The following is a 21,351-nucleotide window of genomic DNA, read 5'->3' as shown; positions in this document are numbered from 1 at the left end:
AGCGCAATGTTGTGCTCATCGGCGGCACCGGGACCGGCAAATCCCACCTTGCTGTGAGCATCGCCCGGGCCTGCATCCGGCGAGGCAAACGAGGGCGGTTCTTTAATGCCGTGGACTTGGTGAACAAGCTCGATGCCGAAGCTCGTGCCGACCGGCAGGGGCGCACCGCAGACCTGCTGTGCCGCCTCGACTTCCTGATCCTTGACGAGCTTGGCTACCTTCCCTTCGCCCAGACCGGCGGCCAGTTGCTGTTCCATCTCATCAGCCGCCTCTACGAACGCACCTCGATCATCGTGACAACCAATCTCGACTTCGGGGAATGGCCTTCGGTCTTTGGCGACGCCAAGATGACAACCGCGCTCCTCGACCGGCTGACCCATCACTGTGACATCCTCGAAACCGGCAACGAGAGCTGGCGCTTCAAGACCCGTGAATGACCGAGAACCCGCGGGCCCGATACGGCTGCGCTGTGTGAGGACTACGCAGCGCCGGGCCAGCTCAGCTCCGAGGGGATCAATTTTCGGCGCCGATAAGGGGGCAAGATTGCCTCCCGATTGACAGCCGATCATGCATTTTTTGAGCAGCCGGTTCTCGAGCGTCAACTCGGCGACCACCTCCTTCAGGGCAGCAGATTCCGACCGCAATTCCTTGACCTCGGGCGCCGTCGCCTGACGTGCGGTGTCGCCCGACAGTCTGGCCTTCCCTGCCTCGAGGAACGCTTTGGACCAGGAATGGTACAGGCTCTCGGCAATCCCCTCGCAGCGACACGGCGCGGCGATGCTTTCCTCGTCCCGCAGGCCAGCCAGGACGATCCTGATCTTCTCTTCGGCCGAGTAATGCTTGCAGGTCTTGCGTATGATGCCCCTGACCAGCTTGCCAGCGGCGTCCTTCGATGTTCTGGATTTCTTGTTCATCTTCGCCCCATAATGGGTTCGATGAACCAGAAATCCTCCGTAATGCAATCACGCCGATCTGTCCGGTAGGGATAACGTCAGAAACACGAGAACACCCGGCACGACCCGGCAACCAAGGTACAGACGGTCTCGGACGCGAACACATGGTTGAAAGAGCCCGAAAAGCCCAAGCGAGTCTACAACCATGACCCGATGACTGCGACTTTCGGCGATCCCTTCACACGTCGGAACAGCCCCGAGTTCCGGGGCTGTTTTCCTTTGCAAAGCATGCGAAATCCGGCTGCAAAAATAGGCGCTTTTCGCGTGCCATTTTCTTGGTGACTATCTGCGTCATTCAGGCGGAAAGGGTTTCCATCCAGCCTAGGATTTCCTCTGCGTTGGTGACGTCGGCGTATTTTTGTCCGATGTCGTACAGATTTGCGTCATGAGGTTGTTTTGCCCTGTCCGCGCAGCAGTCTTCGGGGACGAGGACGTTGAAGCCAGACTGGACGGCGTCGACGACGGTGGCGCGGACGCAGCCGGAGGTCGTGGCACCGGTGACGATCAGTGTGTCGATGCGGGCGCCGGTGAGCAGGCCGGCAAGGTTGGTGCCGTGGAAGGCCGAAGCGCCGTGCTTAACGATCACCGGATCCTCGGGGCGGATGCCGGTGGCGGCGTCGATCTCGACCAGGCGCGAGCCCGCGGTGAGCGCGGCCATGCCCGTGGCCTTCTGCAGCCAAGGCAGGGTCGCCGCCTCCCAGGGCTGGTAGGCGATGGTGGTGTAGATCACCGGGAAACCGGCAGCACGCGCGGCCTCGGTCAGCCGGCGGGTCGCGGCGATCTGGGCACTCATGTCGGCGGCGGTAGGATATTGCGTGTCGGTGAACCCGTAGGAAAAATCCACCACCACGATGGCCGGGCGGGTGCCGCGTGGCACTTTCCGCCCGAAACCGGCGTCGTCATAAACCTGTTGCTGGGACATCTCGTGTAACTCCGGAGGGGCGCGTCCGCCCCGCCGGATCGCGGGACCCGGACAGAGACGGCGCTGACTGGGGGAACGGGCCGCGCTCAGCGGCGCGCGATCTGCATCTCCTTCACGACGAGATCGCCGTCGATCACGATCGGCTCGTCGTCGAGGAAGAGCGAGCAGCCGCGCATCGGGATATCCAGGTGGCAGGCGGTGTCGTTCGGGCCGCCCAGTTCATTGTTGGGCCCGGTCGAAAACATCACGTTGCCGTAGAAGCTGCGCGGCTCCATGCCCATGCCGCCGGGGAATTCGCCCGGGGTCATGCCGTGCCAGTGCGCATCGCGGTTCATGCCCCAGCCTACGTGGCTCATCCCCATGCCGCGCGGGTCGTCGAAAGCGGCCATGTAGGACTTGACCAGTTCCGCATCCAGCCCGCCGCGGATATCGGTGATCCAGCCCTTCTCGATCGTGTAGGTGATCGGGTCGCGCACGTACATGTTCTGCGGCAAGAGCACGTCGCCCGGCGCCACCACGATCTGCCCGTCCACGCCGTCATCGTCCCCGCCGGTGAAGACGAAGCCCGAGGGCCAGTGGTCCCAGCGGCCCGGTTCGTCGGTGCAGGCGTATTCGGCCACGGTGGGATAGGTGTTGAGCTTGTAGGTGACATCGGTGCCATGCGGCGAGGTAATGCGCATCACCTTGGCCTTCGCCAGATACTCGGCGCCGATCTCGACCTTCTCGCGCAGTTCCTGGCTGGGCAGCATCCGGGCCAGCAGCTCGGGCGGCTCCACCGCGGTCAAGATCCGGGTGCCCGCGTCCTGGATTGCGAACTGTTCCGGGCTGAACAGCAGGAACACGCAGTCGATCAGCATGTCACAGTTCTTCAGCGCCTCGACCGCCTCGGGCATCGCCGCGAGGCCGGTCTGCCCCACAGCCCAGGCCCCGACGACAGGCGGCGCCGGCAGGCGCATGTGATACATGTTGGCGCCCAGGATGCGGCCCGCGGCCATGAAGGCATCGGCGTAGTCCAGGCGTTCATTGCCCTGGGTCAGCACGATCAGGCGTTCGTCTTTCCGCACGCCGGACATCTTCAGCTGGTGCAGGCAGATATCTGTAAAGCTTGCATGATCCATCACGGATCCTCCCTGTATGAGGTTTATCGGGCGTCGAAATCCATGACCGCGTCCAGGAAGCCGTCGAGGCTGTCCCAGGGGATCATGTGGCCGGCCTTCGGCACGATGCGCTGTTCGATCTTGGGGTTCAGCTGCGCGACCTCTGCCTGGTCGGCTTCGTCGACCACGGTGGCGCCGCCGGCGATGACCAGCCGCGCGGGCTTGTCGATCTTCGGCAGGTCCTGGTGGATGTCGTCGGTGTGGAAGCCGTCGAAGGCGATGCGGATTGCCCCCCAGTGGCAGGTATGCAGCCACTCCGCGCGCAGGGCGACCTGCTCGTCGGTCCAGGTCGGGCAGAAGGCGCGCATCTCCTCGACCGAGCAGCCCCGCGCTGCCATATGGATGCTGTCGCTGTACCACGGCCATTTCGACGGATAGGCACGGCGCCCCGGCCCCGACATCGGCGGATCGACCAGGATATACCCGTCGAAGGGTTCGGGGTCGCGGGCATTGGCGCGGATGGCGATGCGCGCCCCCATGGAATGGCCAAGGATGATTGGTTGCCGCAGTGTCCGCGCCACCGCGATGGCATCGTCGGCCATGGCGTCCAGCGTGTAATCCAGGTCACCGCTCTCCGACAGGCCACGGCCGCGCACGTCCAGCACATGCACCTCAAAGCGCTGCGCCAGCCGTTCAGCGACAAATCCCCAGGTGATCGCGGGCGAGGTGATGCCCGGAATCAACAGCAGTTGCGGTGCCCCTTCGGGCCCGTCCCAGCGGATCAGGTGCTGGCGGATGCCGTTGGCGTGAATGTTGTATCCAAAGCTCATGTCACCCTCCTCAGTAGGCGCCGGAAAGCAGCGTGCCGCCGCCCGGAACGCGGGTTTCCAGATCAAGCGCCTTGAGCATCTGCCAGGTTGTGGCGATGGCTGCTGTCAGCACCGGCTTGGCGACTTGCGCCTCGACGGTGGAAACCGCCGGCAGCGAGGGCATCTGGACACAGGCCGAGAGCACCACCGCGTCGACGCCGGAGGTGTCCATATCCGCGACGATCCCGGGCAGGTTCGTCGGGTCATGCGCCGCAACGGCGAGGTTGTCCTGGATTTCCAGCGCGCGCCAGGTGACCACCTCGATGCCCTCGTTGCGGATGTAGTCCACCACCATCTCGGTCAGCGGCTTCATGTAGGGCGCGACCACGGCGACCTTTTGGGCCCCGATCGCCTTGATTCCCTCGACCAGGGCGCCAGCAGAGGTGACAACCGGTGTCTCCGCGTCATTGTCCCGTGTCACGCCGCGCAGTCGCTCTTGCGAAGTACGGTGATAGCCGTGTCCCATCGACATGATGGCAACGAGGCAGGCATAGCCCATCACGTCCACCTTCGCGTCCGAGAGTTCGAGTGCACAACGGTCGCTGTCCGCATCCATCGCCGCAAGCTCTTCCTTGGTTACGTGCTTCATCCGCATCCGCGAGGAATGAAACGTGAAACGCTCCGGGAAGACCGTCTCTCGGGCACGCAAAAGCGCGGGGATCTCTGTCTCCATCGTAACATTCGAACTCGGCACGATCTGGCCAACTCGGATCGGGGTCATGATTCTCGCCTCTGAAATCAACGTCACATTCCGGATAATTACTCGACGGTATAATTTCAACAAAAATCGTTAGCACACAAATGTATTTGAGCAGCAGGGCCGTCAGGTGCTCAGCGGTGCAGCAAGACCTGCGGAAATGAAGGTAACAAGTTGATCCAGAAGCGCGGCGCCGCCGAGGTCCCCGACCTGACCGTCGGTCAGATCGTTGATGCGCCCGAGATCGTTCAGCATGAACATGTATGTACCCACGGCAAAGGCCATCCTGGTCGAGATCACCTCTTTCGGAATCTCGGGCAAGATCTCTGAAAGCGCCTCGATGTATCGCTTGACGGACGCATCATAGACTTCGCGCCGCAGACGAAAGGCGTGCTCTTCCTGCTCGGCGTGCAAACGCGCCTGAAGGCGGACAAATGCCGCGCCGTTTGGGCCGGAATTTTTCATGTCCCATTGCGGCTTTAGATAGCATCGCACCAATTCCGCAACGGTTGGCGCCACATCGCGCGACAGAAGCTCGTCCAGCAGCACATGCCGTGCGCCCGAAATCACACTTCCACGCCGGCGAACCACCGCATCGAACAGATCCTGCTTGGAGCCAAAATAGTAACGGACGAGGGCCTGGTTGACTCCGGCCTCCGTCGCGATGTCCCGTACCTTGGCGCCATTGAACCCATGATCGGCAAACAGCAATTCGGCCCGGTCCAGGATCACCTCGCGGAGTTCCGGCCCGCCCTTTGGGCGCCCCGGTTTACGACGTTGGCTTGTTGAGGTCATGGCGCTATCCGGTTTTCAGAGTCCCCCCCCCTACTAGCCGTTGCACAGGCAAATCCTCAAGTTTAATTACTCACCAGGGTAATTTTTGGGAATGTTTTCGCTCTTCTTGCCGGCAAGCGATCCCTGGAGGCGGTGCAGCAACGCGGTGATCAACGGCAAGGCCACCAGAAGGACGCAGACACCAAGCAAAGTTGCCGAGATCGGCCGATCGATGAAGATCTTCCACGACCCCTGGCTAATCATCAGGCTGCGCCGCAGGTTTTCTTCCAGTATCGGGCCGAGGATCAGCCCGAAGGCCAGCGGCGTCACCGGCAAGCCGATGCGCGAAAAGACGAAGCCGACCACACCGAAGGCAATCATCACGTAGACGTCGTTCATGTCATTGCGGATTGCAAAGGCGCCGATAACGCAAAACACTGCGATAAAGACATACATCAGTTGCGGCGGAATGCGCGTCACCAGCACGGCAGCACGGATCATGCCAAGGCCCAGAACCAGCGTCGCCACCAGCGCCAGAAGCACCGAGACATAGATCCAGGACACGAATGTCGGGTCATTGGCAAAGAGCAAGGGCCCGGGCGTCAGGCCATGCACCATCAACGCGCCCATCAGAACGGCGGTGATGGTGTCTCCCGGAACGCCCAGCGCGATCAAGGGAATGAGCGAGCCACCGACGGAAGCGGAGTTTGCGGCCTCCGGCGCAACGAGGCCGTCAGGATGGCCGGTGCCGAATGTCTCGGGCTCTTTCGACAACCGCCGCTCCTGGGCATAGGCGATGGAAACCGCCACCGCGGATCCCGCCGCCGGAATTGCCCCGATGAACGTGCCGATCACCGAGCCCCGCAGCATGACTTTCCAGCGCCTGGCCAATTCTGCAATCGGCAGCATCACCTTGCCAATGGCAGGTCGCGCCGTTGGCGCGTCACCAAAGCGCACGAGGTTCTGCAGGATCTCACCCAAGCCGAACAACCCGATGATGACAGGGATCAGATTCAAGCCCGATTGCAGCATGGGTTGGTTCATCGTCATCCGCTGTGCATCCGTCAGCGCATCGAAGCCCACCATGCCCAGCAAGATGCCGACGAAGCCGACCACGCTGGCCACCAGGGTCGAGCCGTTCGACGCGAAGGACAACATGACGATGCCGAACAGCGCCACGGCGGCAAATTCGGGGCTGCGGAAATTCGTCGCGAAATCCGCCAGCACGGGGGCCAGCACGACAAGCAAGGCCAGGCCGACCATGCCGCCGACCGTAGAAGCCACCAACGCGTAGTTCAGGGCGTGGCCGGCCCGACCGCTCTGCGCCATCGGATAGCCGTCGATCTGGGTAAAGATCGACGCCGGCGTGCCAGGCAATTTCATCAGGATGGCCGATATCGAACCGCCGTAGACGCTCGACATGAAAACCGAGATCAGGAACAGGATTGCCACACCGGGTTCCATCGTAAAGGTCACCGGCATGAGGATTGCCAGCGCCATAGTCGATGAAATTCCCGGTATTGCCCCCAGCACCAGTCCGAGGATTGCGCCAAGCCCGACGAGACCCAACATGGCAGGGCTCGTGGCGAAATCGGCGAGCACAGTGAAGAACGATTCAAGCAACATCGGTTCGACCCTCTCTCAAACGGGCAGCGGGAGCGTCAGTAGACGCACGAAGAACAGATGGATGAACACGGCGGTGGCCGCACCGAAGGCCGTCGCCTCGATCAGGTTTCGCCACGAATGGCCGCTGATGGAGACGAGCAGTACGTAGATCCAGCCGATGGAAAAGAGCGCCACTGCGGCAGGCGTCCCCAGCAGGCGCATCGCTGCCGGCATCGCCAGCAATGTCAGCACGAAACCGGCCGAGAGCGACCACTCCCTCACCGTGTTCACCATGGCCTCTGTGTGTCTGTGTGTGCGCGTCTCGCGCGCCCAGCTCCAGCCCCCGAACACCAGCAGAAGGACGCCCGCGAGTGCGAGAATTGTCAGGCACAACTGGGACAGGAAGAAGGGCCCAGGGTCACCTGGCATCTGGTTTCCCGAAAACAGCGTGATGCTGTGTCGGAGCAGAAGCCAACCCGCACCCGCCAGAAGGAGAAAGAAAAGGCCGGCTGCAAAGGTCTTGCGGGCGGATCCCTCGATGGGCGGTGTCATGGCTGGCTCCTGTTTCGTGATTTTGGAAACGGGGCGCAGTCACCGCCCCGTTTGCGGGCGTCACTTCCGCTTCAGTTCCTCGGCAACAAGGTCGGCTTGCTCCAGGATAGGGTAGACAAGCTCAACCTGTTTCGCGAGCTCCTCCGCCGCCATGTCGGCACCTCCCGGACGCAGCACCATGCCGTTTTCCGCTGCGGCAGAGGTAAAGCCGGCACTCTTGATTGCCTTGAGCAATCCCTCTTCCAGCTTGGCCCGGACATCCTGCGGGATACCGACCGGCGCCACCAGCATGACGAAATCATTCACCACGATGTCGTAGCCCTGCTCCTTGAACGTGGGAACGTCAGGCAATTGCGGATGGCGCTGTTCCGCAGCGACCCCGAGCACCTTCACCTTTCCGGCCTTGGCGTGTTCGAGGATCGGCGGGATCGGAAGCGTCGCCGTCTGGACCTCGCCGGTCAGCAAGGCGGTCACGGTGGGGGCATGCCCGGGATAGGGGAGCTTCATCATGTTCACGCCCAGAGCGTCCGGGATGACGCTCGCGAAGATGAAGGAGTTGCCGCCCTGCGGATCATTGCCGTTCATCAGCGACATCGGGTCCGACTTCATCGCGGCGATGTAGTCGTCAAGCGTATCGATCCCCATGTCGACGCTCACCTCAATGGCGCCAGGTTCGTCGCTGATGTAGGCGATCGGGTCCAGACCGTCGAGCTTGGGTGCTGCAGGGTTCATGAAGGATTGCGACACGGCATGCAGGCCCATCACGCCAATGGTGTAGCCATCCGGGTCTGCCTCGGCGATGTGGCGGATGCCGGTCGAGCCACCGGCACCGGTCACGTTGTCGACCACGACCGCGGTATCCATGATCTCGGACAGCTCATGGCCGATCAGGCGCCCGACCAGGTCATGCCCGCCACCGGCCGGCCAGACGACCGTGATGTGGATCGGCTCGCTGGGATAGGCATCCTGCGCCAGCGCGGACGTCATCGGGAGGCTGGCAAGCGTCATCAGCCCCGTGACGGTAGCGAAGAGTTGACGGCGTTTCATGGCGTTCCTTTCGTCGTTTCCCTGTTGATTTCGGCAGGCACATCCCACCTGTTCACGGCCCGCCTCGCAGCCCGCGACATTCGCTATTGCCCCTCATTCCAAGGCAGATTTTCCTAGTTTTTCCGCGGCCGGTTGGCGGCGTTCTTCATCGTCTCGTCACATAAAAGCGCGGAAAAATTCATTTGCATAGAAACAATATTCCCCGCTGCATGTTTTTTTCGTGCGCCCCATGACCCCACTCTGGATCTGCACAATTTTTGAGCAGATTTTGAGGGATCATTGTGCGAAGAGCGTCACAAATCGAGAGTCACGTCCCCTTTCGGAAACGAGCAACACAAGAGGACATACTCCTCTCCGGGCGAATCGAGCGGCTCTTCGGCATAAGAAATCTCGCCTGAGATCTTCCGGCAAGCACAGGTGCCGCAGATACCGTCACGGCATTCAAAGTTCGGCGCCAACCCCTGCGCCTCGGCGAATTCAAGGAGGGTTCCGCTCGATCCGTCCCAAGTGACTTCGAGGTCCGACCGCGCAAATCTGACCACGGGACCGGCCCCGTCCGACGCCGCCGCAGGTCGGCCAGACGGCTCACGTTGCGAGCCATCGGCAACGGCTCCGCCAAAAGACTCCTGGTGAATTTCGCTGTCCGGCACGCCAAGGCTGACCAGTTCCGCCCGCATCGCCTTCATGAATCCGTCCGGCCCACAGAGGTAGACGCGATAGGCGTCTAGCGGCAACAGCCTGCGCAGCGTCTCGCGGTCGAGTAGTCCGACGGACTGGCAACGTCCGTCGGCGATATCCTCCTCGTCTCCTTCGGCATAGGCGACATGCGTGGTTACGTTCGGGGCGGCCTCTGCCAGCACCTTCACCTCGGCAGCGAAGGAGTGCTCTTCTGCATTCCGGCAGGCATGCACAAACCACGTCGGCCGATCCGGCTGTCGGGCCAGTTCAGACAGCATCGCCAGCGCCGGCGTCACACCGATCCCGCCGGTAAGCAACAGGACCGGACGCTCATCATCTTCCAGGACAAACGTCCCCCGTGGCCGCTCAGCCGGGAACCGAGCGCCGACCTCGCCAACCTCGTGCAAATGGCGAGAGCCCCCCTTCCCCTCTGGCTCCAGCTTGACGCTGATCCTGTAACCGCTGCGGTCGCGCGGGTCGGAGGATATCGTATAGGTCGATATCGGCCGCTCCGGCAGACCAAGACGAATGGGAAGGTATTGGCCGGGGATGAAGGGCGCTATTTCACCCTTCACCACCTTGAACCGGAAAGACAGGACGTTTCGACTTTCCCGAACACGCTCTGTCACCTCCAGAGTGAGCGGCGCCGTCTTGCCCATATCAAGCATGTCAGCGCCTCCGGCCAGAACAGCATCAGTCATGGTAGACGAAGGACGCATTGCTCTCTGCCGAGGCGTCGAGCGTCCGCTCGGTTTCCAGAAGGTCGTTGATGCGCTTGCGGTAGACCATCGGCCCACGATCGATGGCGATACGGATCGGGCGCCGCTTCATCGGGCGCTGCTCTTCTGCGTGCACAGCCTCCAGAATCTCCTTGTCCTCGGCAAACGCGATGCGCAGCATTGCATCAATCTTGTCCGAGGCCTCTTCGGTATCGACCGCCGTGTTCCGCAGGTGCATCCAGCGGTCGATGGTGTAGCCCTCATCGACAGGCGTCATGAAGTGCAGTGCAAGCACTCGGATGCCACTATCCCGGTCATCTTCGGCAATCTGGTCGGCCGCGTCCGCCGAGCCGAAGTCGATCACCGCGATCGACGGCAGATGCAGGTGATAATAATGCCAGCGGTCGACATTCCCCTCAAAGCCGCCGAACGCCTTGAAGAAGCCAATCGGCTCCGCATCGCGAATCCACCGCCAGGCGGTGATGGTCTCGCCTTCGGTCGAGACATGCACCGGCACGTTCTCCGAGGCCGAGTTGCCCAGTGTCGTCGGGTGCACAAAACTCACATGCGCCGGGTCCACCAGGTTTTCGGCCACGTTGAGGTAGTTGGATTCCAGGTGCAACGCGTCCCCGTGATGGGCATGCCAACCCGGGTCGGTGAATTGCGGCAAATCGAAAATCGCATCCGGATCTGCGCGGTGCCGCTCACCCATCCAGATCCAGACGATCCCGTGACGCTCCTCGATCGGGTAGCTTTCGACATAGGCCGAGGGCGGGATCTTGTCCTGGCCCGGAACCCGGGTGCACTTGCCGTCAGGACCGAAGGTCAACCCGTGGTAACCGCATTGCACCGCATCTCCGATCCGCTTGCCTTTTGACAGCGGCAACAACCTGTGCGGGCACCGATCCTCCAACGCAGCAACGGTGCCATCCGTGCGGCGGTAGAGAAGGATGTGATCGCCGAGGATGGTGAAACGCCGCAGTTCATCGTCGATCTCGCGCGACCAAGCGGCCACGTACCATGCGTTCCGAACCAGAGTCGTCATCCCATCACTCCCGAGCTTGCGTTCTTAAAGGGGCCTTCCCGCAGGGGCCAATTTGCTACGTACTCAAAGTAAATTGATTCAGATCAAGGCGCAAGATTTTATTTAGCAATAGCCGGAAACTTTGCCCAATCCGCGGTTTTGGCTCACAAATTAATCAAAGAGCCAACCTACATCCGACGCGAACGGACGGAATTTTAAACGTGTACGCATCAAAATGGCAGTACGGGCAGCGAGTCGTCAGTCTTCGGCCGCAATCACCTTTCGCAGCAACTCCATGAAGAGTTGCTGCTCGATCACGGTGAGCGGCTCGAGCAGTTTTTCACCCGCTTCCACGCTGACCGGAACATGATTGATCGCGCATTGGCGTCCGGCTTCGGTCAGTTCGATAACCGACGAACGCTGATCCTCGAGACTCCGCCGCTTCTCGATCAGCCTTTCGCGCTCCAGCTTGCGCACCACCACCGTCGTGGTGGACGGGTCCATCGAAGTCAGCCGCCCAAGCATGCTTTGAGTTACCGACCCCACCTTCAGCAACGTGACCAGAGCCACAAACTGCGTCACCGAAAGGTTTGGATGCCGCACGTTCTGGGTAAAAAGCTGGGCCCCGCGCTGGTGGACACGGCGCACCAACTGCGCCGGGTGGTTGCGCGGATCGTAGGCCTCGATCATCGCGGACACATCACTAGCGGGTTTCGTGGTGTGGTCGTTCATCACCCTTGACCTTTCCGCAACCAGGCGCCCCAAGTTACACGCACAACGCGCCAATCAACTCAGCTTTGCCAGCAATCGCAAGATCGTGCGCCGTTCAGCAACGGTAAGAGGCGCCAACGTTGCCTCTGTGATGTCCGCCATCACTGGCATCGCCGCCTTGATCAGCTCCCTGCCCTTCGCGGTAGCCTCGATCACGTAACGCCGGCGATCAACCTCGTCCTTCCGGGTCACCACAAGGCCGCGCGCCTCCAAGCGGTTGACGACCCCTTTTATCGTGGCTGCATCCATCGCGACACTGCGTCCAAGCGCATTCTGGGACTGCGGCACGGGGTTTTCAACCAGGCGGAAAAGGGCTGAAAACTGAGTTGGCGTCAGGCCGTCAAGCATCCTTTCGCCAAAGATGGTCATGTGCCGCTGGTTTGCCTTTCGCAAGGCATAGCCGATCTGTTCGTCGAGAACATAGGCCGCAATGGCATCCTCCGAGGTGTCGTTGCTCGGATCGTGGTTCATATCATCCATCGGGCTCTTCTCACTTTCCCGGCACTACCGATGCCAGTATTCAACTTTCAATCGGTTCCCGGGTCACATGCAGGTGGAAACACCGGAACAATACCATGGGAGGGCATCCAAGATGCCCAACCTTGTCAAGAAAATCGGGCCGCCTTCCTCATCAAAACCGTTCATTGGTATACAAATGTATTCCAAGACAGAGTGCAACCCTTTCCTGAAAGGACGAATTCATGGCCAAGCACCGCGCCCCGCCAAAGCGAGCTTCCTCAAACTGCTGATCGGTTTCGATTTGATTGAAATAGGTAACGGCGGGCAGCGGACCATTGGTCAATGCGATGCGCACAGCTTCTGCACGAAATTCCTCGGTTGGTCGTAGTGCCATAAAGGTTCGCCTTTGCGCCACGATACGTGCTCGAAGGCGCGGCACAATGCTCTGACAGGTCCAGCGGGGCAACGTCAAGATTGAGGGCAGTTCCTCCTGAACCGACCCTGATCCAGGATCGACGGCCCCAACTCGCTCAGACGGACGCAACCAAGCATACCCAAGTCGGCGCGCAGCTGAACCCGCAAGAGATCAATCGCATGGGCCATGCCCGCTTCACCGGCAAGACTGGCGGCATAGTTGAACGGACGACCGACAAAGGCAAAGCCTGCACCGAGCGCCAGCGCTTTCAGGATGTCCGTGCCGCGCAGAATACCGCCATCCAGCATGACGGCCATGTCCCCGGCGCGATCGAGCGCAACCGGGAGAGCGCGCAGCGGGGCGACGGCGCCGTCCAGTTGGCGCCCGCCATGGTTTGACAGGATGACCCCCTGGGCCCCCAGTTTCCGCGCACGGCTGACGTCATCGGGGTGCAGGATGCCTTTCAGGACAAGGCGGCCCCGCCACAGCCGACGCACCTCGGCGAGGGTCTCCCAATTCAACACCTCGCGGCCGGAGAAATCCCGCACTGCTTGCCGCGACAGCAACGGCGCGCCGCGCGTCGCCGTGGCGTTTTCAAAATGCGGCGTGCCGTGTTGCACGAATGTGCGCAGAAAGGTGCCCAACGCCCATCGCGGATGGGTCACACCTTGATAGAAGAGGTTCAGGTTCGGTCTGAGCGGTGTGCGGTACCCGGACCGCAGGTTGTTTTCCCGGCTGGGCACCACCGCACTGTCCAGCGTCACGACGAGCGTTTCGATCCCGCATCTGGCCACTCGGGCCAGCAGCGCGGCAATGTCGGCCGGATCGGGGGGAAGATAGGCCTGGTACCAGATATCGGGGTTTTCTGCAGCGATCTCTTCGAGAGGGATCAGCGACGCCGCGCTGACGATCATCGGTATATTCGCCGCGCCGGCGGCACGCGCATAGACCAGATCGCCGCGATACGCGGTCAGAGCAGCGGCGCCCATCGGAGCCACGCCAAAGGGCATGTCGAAGTCCAGCCCCATCACGTTGCAGGTGAGGGACCGCGCCGAAACATCGACGCCCACGCGGGGCACAAAGCCGATTTCAGAAAATGCCGCCCGGTTATCATTCAGCGATGCGTTGGTCTCTGCCGCGCCCGCGACATAGCCGAAGATGGGGGCGGGAAGATGGCGCTTTGCCAGGGGCTCGAAATCCTCAAGAGCAAAGACCTTCCGAAGGCGTCGTGACGAAGATCCCACAGCCGTCATTCCCTGAACCGCATTTGCGCCCTCCCTTCGGCCCCGCAGACGGCAAATGCAAACAGGCGGCCAGTTTCGGGTTGGGGGCCTACTCGGCACGCGGTCTGATGAAGAGAAGTGACAAAACGGATGTCGAGGCCATGGCCCCCGAACGGCGCCCCGGCAGACTTTGCGACGGGATCGCCGACGCATTGCAGGATCTCGCCTTGGGGCGAAGACCGATAATGGCACCCGCCGTCGATGGCGGATCGCGACTGGACAACACCGGCGCTCTCGATTGCCATGTCCATGTCCTGCATGGGAAAAAAAGTGTGCGGGCTCACGCTGACCTCCGCACGGTCTTTCTGTGATGGTTTGAACTGACCAGCGCCGCTCCAATGAAGAGCACACCGACCAGCCCTGTCACGACCTCGGGCACGGGAACAACGGCATGGGCAAAGAGAGCCAGCGACAGGAAGAACACTGAATAGAATGCGCCGTGCTCCAGATAACGGAACTCGGCCAGGGTTTGCCGTTCGACGATCATGATGGTGAACGAGCGCACATACATTGCGCCGATGCCGAGGCCCACGGCAATCAGGAAAAGGTTCGTTGTCAGTGCAAACGCTCCAATCACCCCGTCAAAGGAAAAGCTGGCATCAATGACTTCGAGATAGAGGAATGCGCCAAGCCCACCCTGAGCGCCCGCCCGCACGGCGGCACCGCTGTCCAGCACATGACCGACCACGTCGACGATGCAGAAGGTCAGCAGGCCGAACAGCGCCCCGAACAGGAATTGCGCATCGTCGCCCTCGGCGAGGAACAGTGAGACCCCTGTCACCGCAACAAGCACAAGCGCCGTTTCGAACCCACGGATCGCACCGCAGGTGCTCAGCCGGGATTCAAGGCGTTTGATCCAGTGGATGTCCTTGGACTCGTCCACGAAATAGGTCAGCGCGACCATCATCAGGAACGTGCCGCCAAAGGCCGAAATCGACAGATGCGCCTCTTCGATGATGTGCGCATAGTCGTCGGGGCGGGCTATCGCCAGGCTGAGAGCTTCGAACGGTCCGATCCGTGCCGCAACGGAAACGACCGCCAGCGGAAAGACGATGCGCATCCCGAAGACCGCGATCAGGATACCCCAAGTCAGGAAACGCCTGCGCCAGATCTCGGTCATGTCTTGCAGCCGGTTGGCATTGACCACGGCATTGTCAAAGGACAGGGCGATTTCCAGACTTGCCAGTATGGCGCCGATCAGCAGAAACGAAAGCACGCCGCCAAGGCTGCCCTCATGCAGCCAGCCCAACCATGCCGACAAGACCAGGCCAATGACGGTCACGATCAAGGGCCATTTGAAATAGGACAGCAACGGACCGCTCATCTGGCCGTACCTTTCTGTTGATCAGTGAAGGGATTCAGTCCTGTCGCGCTTGGCGCCAGTTCTCGAACCGCTCCAGAACGGCCGGATCCGTAGCGGGGTAGAGGCCGATCACCGGCGTATTGCGGCGCACTTCCTCCAGGACGAAAGCCTCGAATTCCTCCATGGGGCCGACTTCTTCAGCGATTTCATCGGCCAAGTGACGGGGGATGATCATCACACCGTCGCCGTCGCCCAACACGACATCGCCGGGATAGACGGCAACGCCGCCACAGCCAACCGGGAGGCCGATGTCTATCGCGTGGTGCTTGGTCAGATTTGTCGGCGCAGAGGGCTTTGCGGCAAAGACCGGCATGTCAAGCGCCGCCGCACCGTCGGCATCGCGGACACCACCATCGGTCACCACGCCCGCCGCGCCGCGCATCTCGAGCCGGGTCAAAAGGATCGACCCCGCGGACGCGGCAGAGGCATCCTGCCTGCAATCCATCACCAGCACCGCACCTTCCGGACAGGTCTCGATTGCGACGCGCTGCGGGTGATCGGGCTCACGGAAGGCCTCGATGGGGTCGGTATCGGGCCGCGCGGGAATATAGCGCAAGGTGAACGCTGGACCGACCATGGTTGGTTGGCCCTTTGCCAGGGGGGCGACGCCTTGCACATAGGCATTGTGAAAGCCGCGCTTATACAGCAGCGTGGCGACCGTTGCCGTGCTGGCCCGCGACAGGCGGTCAAGCGTGCGCGGATCAAGTGGAACGGCGTCGGCGGCTGGGGGATTTGGCATGGGGAGTATCCTTGTCGTTCGCGCGGTCAGGCAAATTGATCCAGCAGATCCAGGCCAACCGGAACCAACGCACCTTTGCCCTGCACGACCTGACCGGCCAGACGGCAGGCCTGTTCGATCGAAGAGGACAGCGGCAGCGCAGCAGAAAGACCTGCAAAGACCGCAGCGTTGAAGCTGTCCCCGGCAGCGGTCGTGTCGATGACAGAGGTCAGGCGTGGCACCATCGTGATGTCATCTGTGCCGTCCTCACGATACAGAACCGGTTCCGGACCGTTCTTGACGATGACGGTGCTTGCACCAGCCCTTGCGTAGCGTTCCAGCGTGGCCTTTGCGTCCTCATCGCCGAACCAACGCGCCTCGTCCTCGAACGAGGGAAGGGCAATGTCGCAGCAGGCGGCGGCGCGCATGATCGCTTCCGTCATCTCTGTCGGAGTGCTCCAGAGGTGCACACGCAGGTTCGGATCAAAGGCGACGCTCTTGCCCGCGCTTCGGGCAGAACGAAGCGCTTGCAAAAGCGTTTCGCGGCCGCCCTGCTCGAGAATGGCCAAGGTGATGCCGGAGACATAGACCAGATCGGCCTCGGCGATGGCGGCCGCCAGTGCTTGCGCGTCCCCGGCCAGGCTGCGCGCGGCGGACTGGCCGCGCCAATAGGAAAAGCTGCGTTCGCCATTTTTCAGGGCGATCATGTAAAGCCCGACGGATTTCCCGGGCAGCCGGCGGATGTGACGGGTGTCGATCCCGCTGTCAGAGATGACTTGTACCATCCGGGCGGACAGGGCATCATCCCCGACCGCCGTGAAATAGGACACCTCCACGTCCGGCGACAGCATCGCCAAGTACCAGGCGGTGTTGAACGTGTCCCCGGCAAAGCCCAGACGGTAATCGTCCGGGCGCTCTGCCGGGGCCAGTTCGGCCATGCATTCGCCAATCGCGAGAACGCGCATCTTGGTGCCTCCGCTTGCGGTGGCGGGGCTCAGGAAAAGAGCATCCCGCCATTGATGTCGACATTCGCCCCGGTGATGTAGGCGGCCTCGTCGCTGGCGAGATAGGCCACCAGGTTGGCGGTATCTTCGGGCGTGCCTTGCCGTTTCAGCGGCGCGGCGGCTTCCAGGCCACGGCGACCGGCATCGGGCGTGTGGATGTTGTGGAAATCGGTGTCGATCATGCCCGGGCACAGCGCGTTGACGCGGATCTCCGGCCCCAGTTCCTTGGCCAGTCCGCGCGTCATGGTCATGACGGCCCCTTTCGACGTGGCGTAAGCCACCGCGCCGGGACCACCGCCATCGCGTCCGGCCTGGCTGGCAAGGTTGACGATTGCGCCGCTGGTCATGTGCGGCAGGCAGGCCTTGATCATCAGGAAGGTGCTGGTCAGATTCAGGTCCATCACCGCCTGCCAATGCTCCAGCGGCATCTCCGCGATGGTCTTGCGGGCGATCAGGCCGCCCGCATTGTTCACGAGGATATCGACACTGCCAAAGGCTTCGACCGTTCTGGAAACCAGTGCGTCGACTTCGGCCGGTTTGCTCAGATCGCCCTGTACCGCGACGGCCTTGCCACCCTGTCTTTCGATCTCTGCCACCGTGGCTTCGGCACCGGCGCTGCTGGCGAAATAGTTGATCGCCACGTTGGCACCCTCGGAGGCCAGCTTGATCGCGCAGGCGCGCCCGATGTCGCGGCCACCGCCGGTGACAATGGCTGTCTTGCCCTGGAACCTCATCAGCTTGCCGCGCTTTGCGTCGTGGCTTCGCGGTCCGCGCCGTCGGCCGCCAACTCAAGGAAATAGTCGAAGATTTCCGGAACGTTGCCATCGCCCAGACCAGCCGCCACGGCCGCGGCGAGGTTATGCGAGGTGCCTTCGGCGATCTCGGCCCGGGTGCCCAGGTCTTCGGCCATTTTCAGGAAATACCCGAGGTCCTTGTTGGCATTGTTGATCGAGAAGCCAAGGTCGCTGACACCATCCACGGCGTAGTTCTTGCAGAACCCCATGAAGGGCGAATTCGACGGCCCGGTCGACATGATGTCGTAGAGCTGCTGACGGTCGACCCCGGCACGCGTCGCAACGGCGAAGGCCTGACTCATGGTGCAGACCGTGGTCATGCCCATGAAATTGTTGATCAGCTTGGTGGTGTGTCCCGCGCCCAGTGCACCGAGGTAGAAGATATTCTCGCCCTGTTCTTCGAGCACCGGCTTGACCTTGTCGAAGGTCGCCTTGTCGCCGGCGGCCATGATGTTCAGCAGGCCGTCCTTTGCGTGGGCCGGAGTGCGGCCCAGCGGCGCGTCGACCATACCCGCGCCCTTCGCGGCGAGGTCGGCGCCGATCTTGCGGGTCGAGGCCGGGATCGAGGTACCGAAATCGACCAGCACCTTGCCTTCCGAGATGCCGGCCAGGATGCCGGTGTCACCGTAGACAACCTTTTCCACCACCTCGGACGTGGTGAGGCAAAGCATGACGATGTCGCTCGCCTCGGCCAACTCCTTGGGCGAGGCGGCTTCTTTCGCGTTTCCGCGGTCAAGGACCGCTTTCACCGCGTCCTTGTTGAGGTCCATGACGACCAGTTCGAAGCCCCTCTTCTGAAGGTTCTCCACCATGTTGCCACCCATGAGGCCGAGGCCGATGAAACCGATGACGGGTTTGGTCATGTCTTTGTCTCCCATTTGTTTTTTGTTGGATCAGAGGAAGTCTTCGCGGTGCGGCGTGAATATATCGAGGAGCGTGCCCGCCTCGAGGCAGGTCGCGCCGTGTTCGATATTCGGCTGCTTGTAGAGCGAGTCCCCGGGGCCGACGATGTAGGTGTCATCGCCGACGGTGAATTCGAACCTGCCCGAAATCACATAGGTGATCTGTTCGTGCGGGTGATGGTGGCGTGCCGCGACGGTCCCCTTTTCGAAGTGCACTTCGACAACCATCGCGTTGTCGTTGTAGGCGCCGACCTTGCGGGTCAGGCCGCCGCCGGCGTCGAACAGGCTGTTTTCCTTGGCGGGAAAATAATTCTTTACTGACATGAGTGTGTCCTCGTGTGCGGTATCAGGTGTTGGCCAGCTTCTTCATCACGACCTTGAACGTGTTCTCGTCCGCATCGGTGAAGTAGAGGTCGGCGTCGTAGCCCTGGTCGTCCATGAAGTTGAATATCCGCTTTGGCTCTTCCAGCCGGTAGGGCACCAGCAGCGTGGCGATCCGGTGGCGCGTGGCCGCCGGGTATTGCGCGTGCAGGCAGGTGCTTTCCGGCAGGCCCTCGTAGTCCGCCGGATCGACACCGGGGAAACCTGTCTCTTGCGTCAGCGTCGGTTTCCCCGCTTCGGACCAGACGACCTGTCCGTAGAAGCCTGCCTTTTCACCGGTGTTGCGGAACGAGCTCTTGCCCAGCTCGTAGGGCTGGTTGGCGTGAAGCAGCCAATCGATGGTGACCGGCTCGGAGGCGTCGACCTTGTCGACGATCACGAAATAGCTGCCACGCACGAAATAGACCTCGCGTTCGGCCAGTGTCACCTCGGGCGAAAGCGACTGGTAGGCCGCGGTGGCGTCGCCCTTGATGTAGATGTGATCCTCGTGTTCCTCGGCAGCGAGGATCTTGCCGGTCGCGGCCATGGCCTTGGCCTTGTCCTTCTCGGCGTATTGCCCCTTGCCGTTGATCAGGATGGCGTTCTTCGACCGGGTCTGGCGCCGCCAGAGCCGGTGCATGGTCGAGTTGAAGGCCACGTAGTACCCCGACTGGATCGCCAGATCTTCACCATAGGCGGCCATGCAAAAGGCGTTCTGGTCGCCGTGGCTGTGGCTGATCGAGCCGAAACGGGAGGATTTGAACACGAACTGGATGTGCTTTTCCGGGTTCGCCATTTCATGCTGGATGCCGACCCAGCCGATGCCCTTGAAGTGGCGCATGCCGGACGGCGGGTCCGACGCCTCGACCAGCGGGAAATCGGTCAGGTAGGTCAATTCGTCGAAATTGGTGTCCCACCAGCCCCAGTTGTAGAAGGCGCCTTCGGTGCCAGGGTTCAGACGGGCCAGTTCCTCATGGTACCACTGGTAGGCGCCATTGCCGGTGACGCCCGCATACTGACGCAGGTTGATGCCGGTCTTGATACAGGGCAGATCGCCCTGCGTGCTGTCATCGCCAAATGTGGCGCGGCGCGTGTTCGGGGCCTTGCAGAACAGCGGGAAATCCCCGGTGTTGCGGAAGAAGGGCCGCTGATACAGGTCGATCCCGGCAAAGCTTTTCAGCCGGTTGGCCGCCTCGATCAGGTAGGCCATCCCCATCATCCAGTAGTTTGTGCCCTCGGCCCAGCCGCCGTCGCTGTCGCCCCAGGGCGAATAGACGGTGGCGAGAAACTCGATGCAATAGTTCAGCCAGTCGCGGGCCTCGTCGTCTTCGTCATCGCCGAGAAGCGCGATGCAGGCCGGGATCAGCGTCAGCGAAACCGAGCGGACCGCGTGACTGTCATAGGGAAAGAGGTGGATCTTGGCGTTGATTATCGCGTGTTCCGCTATATCGCGGGTGCGCGCCAGGAGGGCAACGCGCACCCGCGCGCGCTCGTCCTCGTCCAGCTGGTCATGCAACCAGTCGTAGCCCCAGGCGAGCGCATTGGTGACCCTGTAGGCCCATTCGTCGGTATAGGCGCGGCTGGTGACGCCCATCGGGTCCCAGCTTGCCGCCTCCAGCAGCCATTCCTTGGCCCGGTCCAGCATCGCCTGGTCCTGCGTGACCTGACCGCCGATGGCCAGATGGCGCACCGCGTACATGTGTTCCTGAAGGTCGATATAGGTCTGCCGCCAGACCGGCGCGGTACGCTGGTGGTTCGGATACCCGGCGGGCTCTTTCATGACCTCACGACCCAACCAGGGCAGAACGGATTTCTCGTAGAAGGTGGACCATGTGCAATGGTTCGGATCGGCCTTCACCGCGTCCCGGAACTCTTCCAGCCGGTCCTGCGACAACCATAGCCGCGGATGGCCGACCGGGGACGCCCGGAACCGCACCTTGCGAGACGGCAGCGGAGACTGCGGCAGGTCCCCGGTAATGGTGAAGCGGCGCGAGGAACTCCAGCTGGTGACGGGTTTGCCGGTCTCCGGGTCGCAGACCGCGTAGGACCAGACATAATCTCCGGGGGCCAGCGCCACGTCGGGCGTGAAGAAGTTGAGCGGAAGGCGGCTGTAGTAATGCGTGGCCCCGGTGGCGTAGTCGGGATCGGTCGAGATGCGCAGCACATATTGCGCTTCGTCCTCGATCACCGGCAGCCATGTGAAACGCGGCGGGTTCTCGGTGACGACGGTCTCGGCATCGGGCGCATACTGGATCGTCAACCGTCCGGTCTTGGGTTCGTCGAGCTTGGTAAGGACAGCGGCGCCATGCATGGGTCAGGTCTTTCTTCAGGTACAAGAGGGGGGT

At 61.9% G+C, this 21,351-nt stretch carries 22 protein-coding genes; 1 reads left to right on the top strand and 21 read right to left on the bottom strand.

The features are described from left to right. The 13 genes from RBB42_RS28235 to RBB42_RS23240 all read right to left on the bottom strand — a co-directional run. Window positions 1-914: transposase (locus tag RBB42_RS28235; protein ID WP_500862297.1), on the bottom strand; the 914-nt coding region annotated here is incomplete at its 3' end. 334 nt (window positions 915-1,248) lie between these two features. Then, window positions 1,249-1,875 (bottom strand): isochorismatase family protein, encoded by a 627-nt coding sequence (locus RBB42_RS23295; RefSeq protein WP_305971743.1) that lies wholly within the window; start codon window positions 1,873-1,875, stop codon window positions 1,249-1,251. Window positions 1,876-1,961: 86 nt separating this feature from the next. After that, window positions 1,962-2,993: a 2,5-dihydroxypyridine 5,6-dioxygenase NicX family protein gene (locus RBB42_RS23290; RefSeq protein ID WP_305971780.1), complete on the bottom strand. Its 1,032-nt coding sequence runs from the start codon at window positions 2,991-2,993 to the stop codon at window positions 1,962-1,964. 23 nt (window positions 2,994-3,016) lie between these two features. Beyond that, a complete protein-coding gene (locus tag RBB42_RS23285; RefSeq protein ID WP_305971744.1) occupies window positions 3,017-3,802 on the bottom strand; it encodes an alpha/beta fold hydrolase in 786 nt (261 codons plus the stop codon). A gap of 10 nt (window positions 3,803-3,812) precedes the next feature. Continuing rightward, the gene (locus RBB42_RS23280) at window positions 3,813-4,562 is read right to left on the bottom strand and encodes a maleate cis-trans isomerase family protein (RefSeq protein WP_500862277.1); all 750 of its coding nucleotides are present in this window, start codon (window positions 4,560-4,562) and stop codon (window positions 3,813-3,815) included. A 102-nt stretch (window positions 4,563-4,664) separates the two neighbouring features. Beyond that, window positions 4,665-5,333 carry a TetR/AcrR family transcriptional regulator gene (locus RBB42_RS23275; protein ID WP_305971745.1) on the bottom strand — a complete coding sequence of 223 codons (669 nt, stop codon included), beginning with the start codon at window positions 5,331-5,333 and terminating at the stop codon, window positions 4,665-4,667. A gap of 66 nt (window positions 5,334-5,399) precedes the next feature. After that, complete coding sequence (locus RBB42_RS23270; protein WP_305971746.1) at window positions 5,400-6,938, bottom strand: tripartite tricarboxylate transporter permease; 1,539 nt, start codon at window positions 6,936-6,938, stop codon at window positions 5,400-5,402. A 15-nt stretch (window positions 6,939-6,953) separates the two neighbouring features. Continuing rightward, on the bottom strand, window positions 6,954-7,469 hold the full coding sequence (locus tag RBB42_RS23265; RefSeq protein ID WP_305971747.1) for a tripartite tricarboxylate transporter TctB family protein: 516 nt from the start codon (window positions 7,467-7,469) through the stop codon (window positions 6,954-6,956). Window positions 7,470-7,529: 60 nt separating this feature from the next. Next, complete coding sequence (locus RBB42_RS23260; RefSeq protein WP_305971748.1) at window positions 7,530-8,516, bottom strand: Bug family tripartite tricarboxylate transporter substrate binding protein; 987 nt, start codon at window positions 8,514-8,516, stop codon at window positions 7,530-7,532. A 293-nt stretch (window positions 8,517-8,809) separates the two neighbouring features. Then, entirely contained in the window at window positions 8,810-9,853 is a 1,044-nt protein-coding gene (locus RBB42_RS23255) for a 2Fe-2S iron-sulfur cluster-binding protein (RefSeq protein ID WP_306043529.1), read from the bottom strand. Between the two features lie 34 nt (window positions 9,854-9,887). After that, window positions 9,888-10,958, bottom strand: a complete 1,071-nt coding sequence (locus tag RBB42_RS23250) for an aromatic ring-hydroxylating dioxygenase subunit alpha (RefSeq protein WP_305971750.1) — start codon at window positions 10,956-10,958, stop codon at window positions 9,888-9,890. A gap of 237 nt (window positions 10,959-11,195) precedes the next feature. After that, window positions 11,196-11,669 (bottom strand): MarR family winged helix-turn-helix transcriptional regulator, encoded by a 474-nt coding sequence (locus RBB42_RS23245; protein WP_305971751.1) that lies wholly within the window; start codon window positions 11,667-11,669, stop codon window positions 11,196-11,198. Between the two features lie 54 nt (window positions 11,670-11,723). Then, window positions 11,724-12,188 carry a MarR family winged helix-turn-helix transcriptional regulator gene (locus RBB42_RS23240; protein WP_305971752.1) on the bottom strand — a complete coding sequence of 155 codons (465 nt, stop codon included), beginning with the start codon at window positions 12,186-12,188 and terminating at the stop codon, window positions 11,724-11,726. 112 nt (window positions 12,189-12,300) lie between these two features. Here RBB42_RS23240 and RBB42_RS23235 point away from each other — a divergent pair, with 112 nt between their 5' ends. After that, entirely contained in the window at window positions 12,301-12,555 is a 255-nt protein-coding gene (locus RBB42_RS23235) for a hypothetical protein (protein WP_305971753.1), read from the top strand. A gap of 80 nt (window positions 12,556-12,635) precedes the next feature. On the opposite strand, the gene RBB42_RS23230 is transcribed toward RBB42_RS23235, so the two are convergent. The 8 genes from RBB42_RS23230 to RBB42_RS23195 form a co-directional block, all read right to left on the bottom strand. Then, window positions 12,636-13,835 carry an alpha-hydroxy acid oxidase gene (locus RBB42_RS23230; protein WP_305971782.1) on the bottom strand — a complete coding sequence of 400 codons (1,200 nt, stop codon included), beginning with the start codon at window positions 13,833-13,835 and terminating at the stop codon, window positions 12,636-12,638. Window positions 13,836-14,145: 310 nt separating this feature from the next. After that, window positions 14,146-15,189, bottom strand: coding sequence for a DUF475 domain-containing protein (locus tag RBB42_RS23225; protein ID WP_305971754.1), 1,044 nt, complete (start codon window positions 15,187-15,189; stop codon window positions 14,146-14,148). Between the two features lie 34 nt (window positions 15,190-15,223). Further along, entirely contained in the window at window positions 15,224-15,967 is a 744-nt protein-coding gene (locus RBB42_RS23220) for a ribonuclease activity regulator RraA (RefSeq protein ID WP_305971755.1), read from the bottom strand. 26 nt (window positions 15,968-15,993) lie between these two features. Next, entirely contained in the window at window positions 15,994-16,911 is a 918-nt protein-coding gene (locus RBB42_RS23215) for a sugar kinase (protein WP_305971756.1), read from the bottom strand. A gap of 29 nt (window positions 16,912-16,940) precedes the next feature. Beyond that, entirely contained in the window at window positions 16,941-17,684 is a 744-nt protein-coding gene (locus RBB42_RS23210; protein ID WP_305971757.1) for an SDR family NAD(P)-dependent oxidoreductase, read from the bottom strand. Then, the gene (locus tag RBB42_RS23205; RefSeq protein WP_305971758.1) at window positions 17,684-18,607 is read right to left on the bottom strand and encodes an NAD(P)-dependent oxidoreductase; all 924 of its coding nucleotides are present in this window, start codon (window positions 18,605-18,607) and stop codon (window positions 17,684-17,686) included. The genes RBB42_RS23210 and RBB42_RS23205 overlap by 1 nt, the downstream gene beginning before the upstream one ends. Window positions 18,608-18,637: 30 nt before the next feature. Then, window positions 18,638-18,970, bottom strand: coding sequence for a cupin domain-containing protein (locus RBB42_RS23200; RefSeq protein WP_305971759.1), 333 nt, complete (start codon window positions 18,968-18,970; stop codon window positions 18,638-18,640). Window positions 18,971-18,992: 22 nt separating this feature from the next. Next, on the bottom strand, window positions 18,993-21,317 hold the full coding sequence (locus RBB42_RS23195) for a heparinase II/III domain-containing protein (protein WP_305971760.1): 2,325 nt from the start codon (window positions 21,315-21,317) through the stop codon (window positions 18,993-18,995). Window positions 21,318-21,351: the final 34 nt, after the last annotated feature.

The sequence above is a fragment of the Mameliella sp. MMSF_3455 genome, assembly GCF_030733205.1.
Lineage (GTDB): Bacteria > Pseudomonadota > Alphaproteobacteria > Rhodobacterales > Rhodobacteraceae > Antarctobacter.
This window is presented reverse-complemented; position numbering and strand designations above follow the sequence as displayed.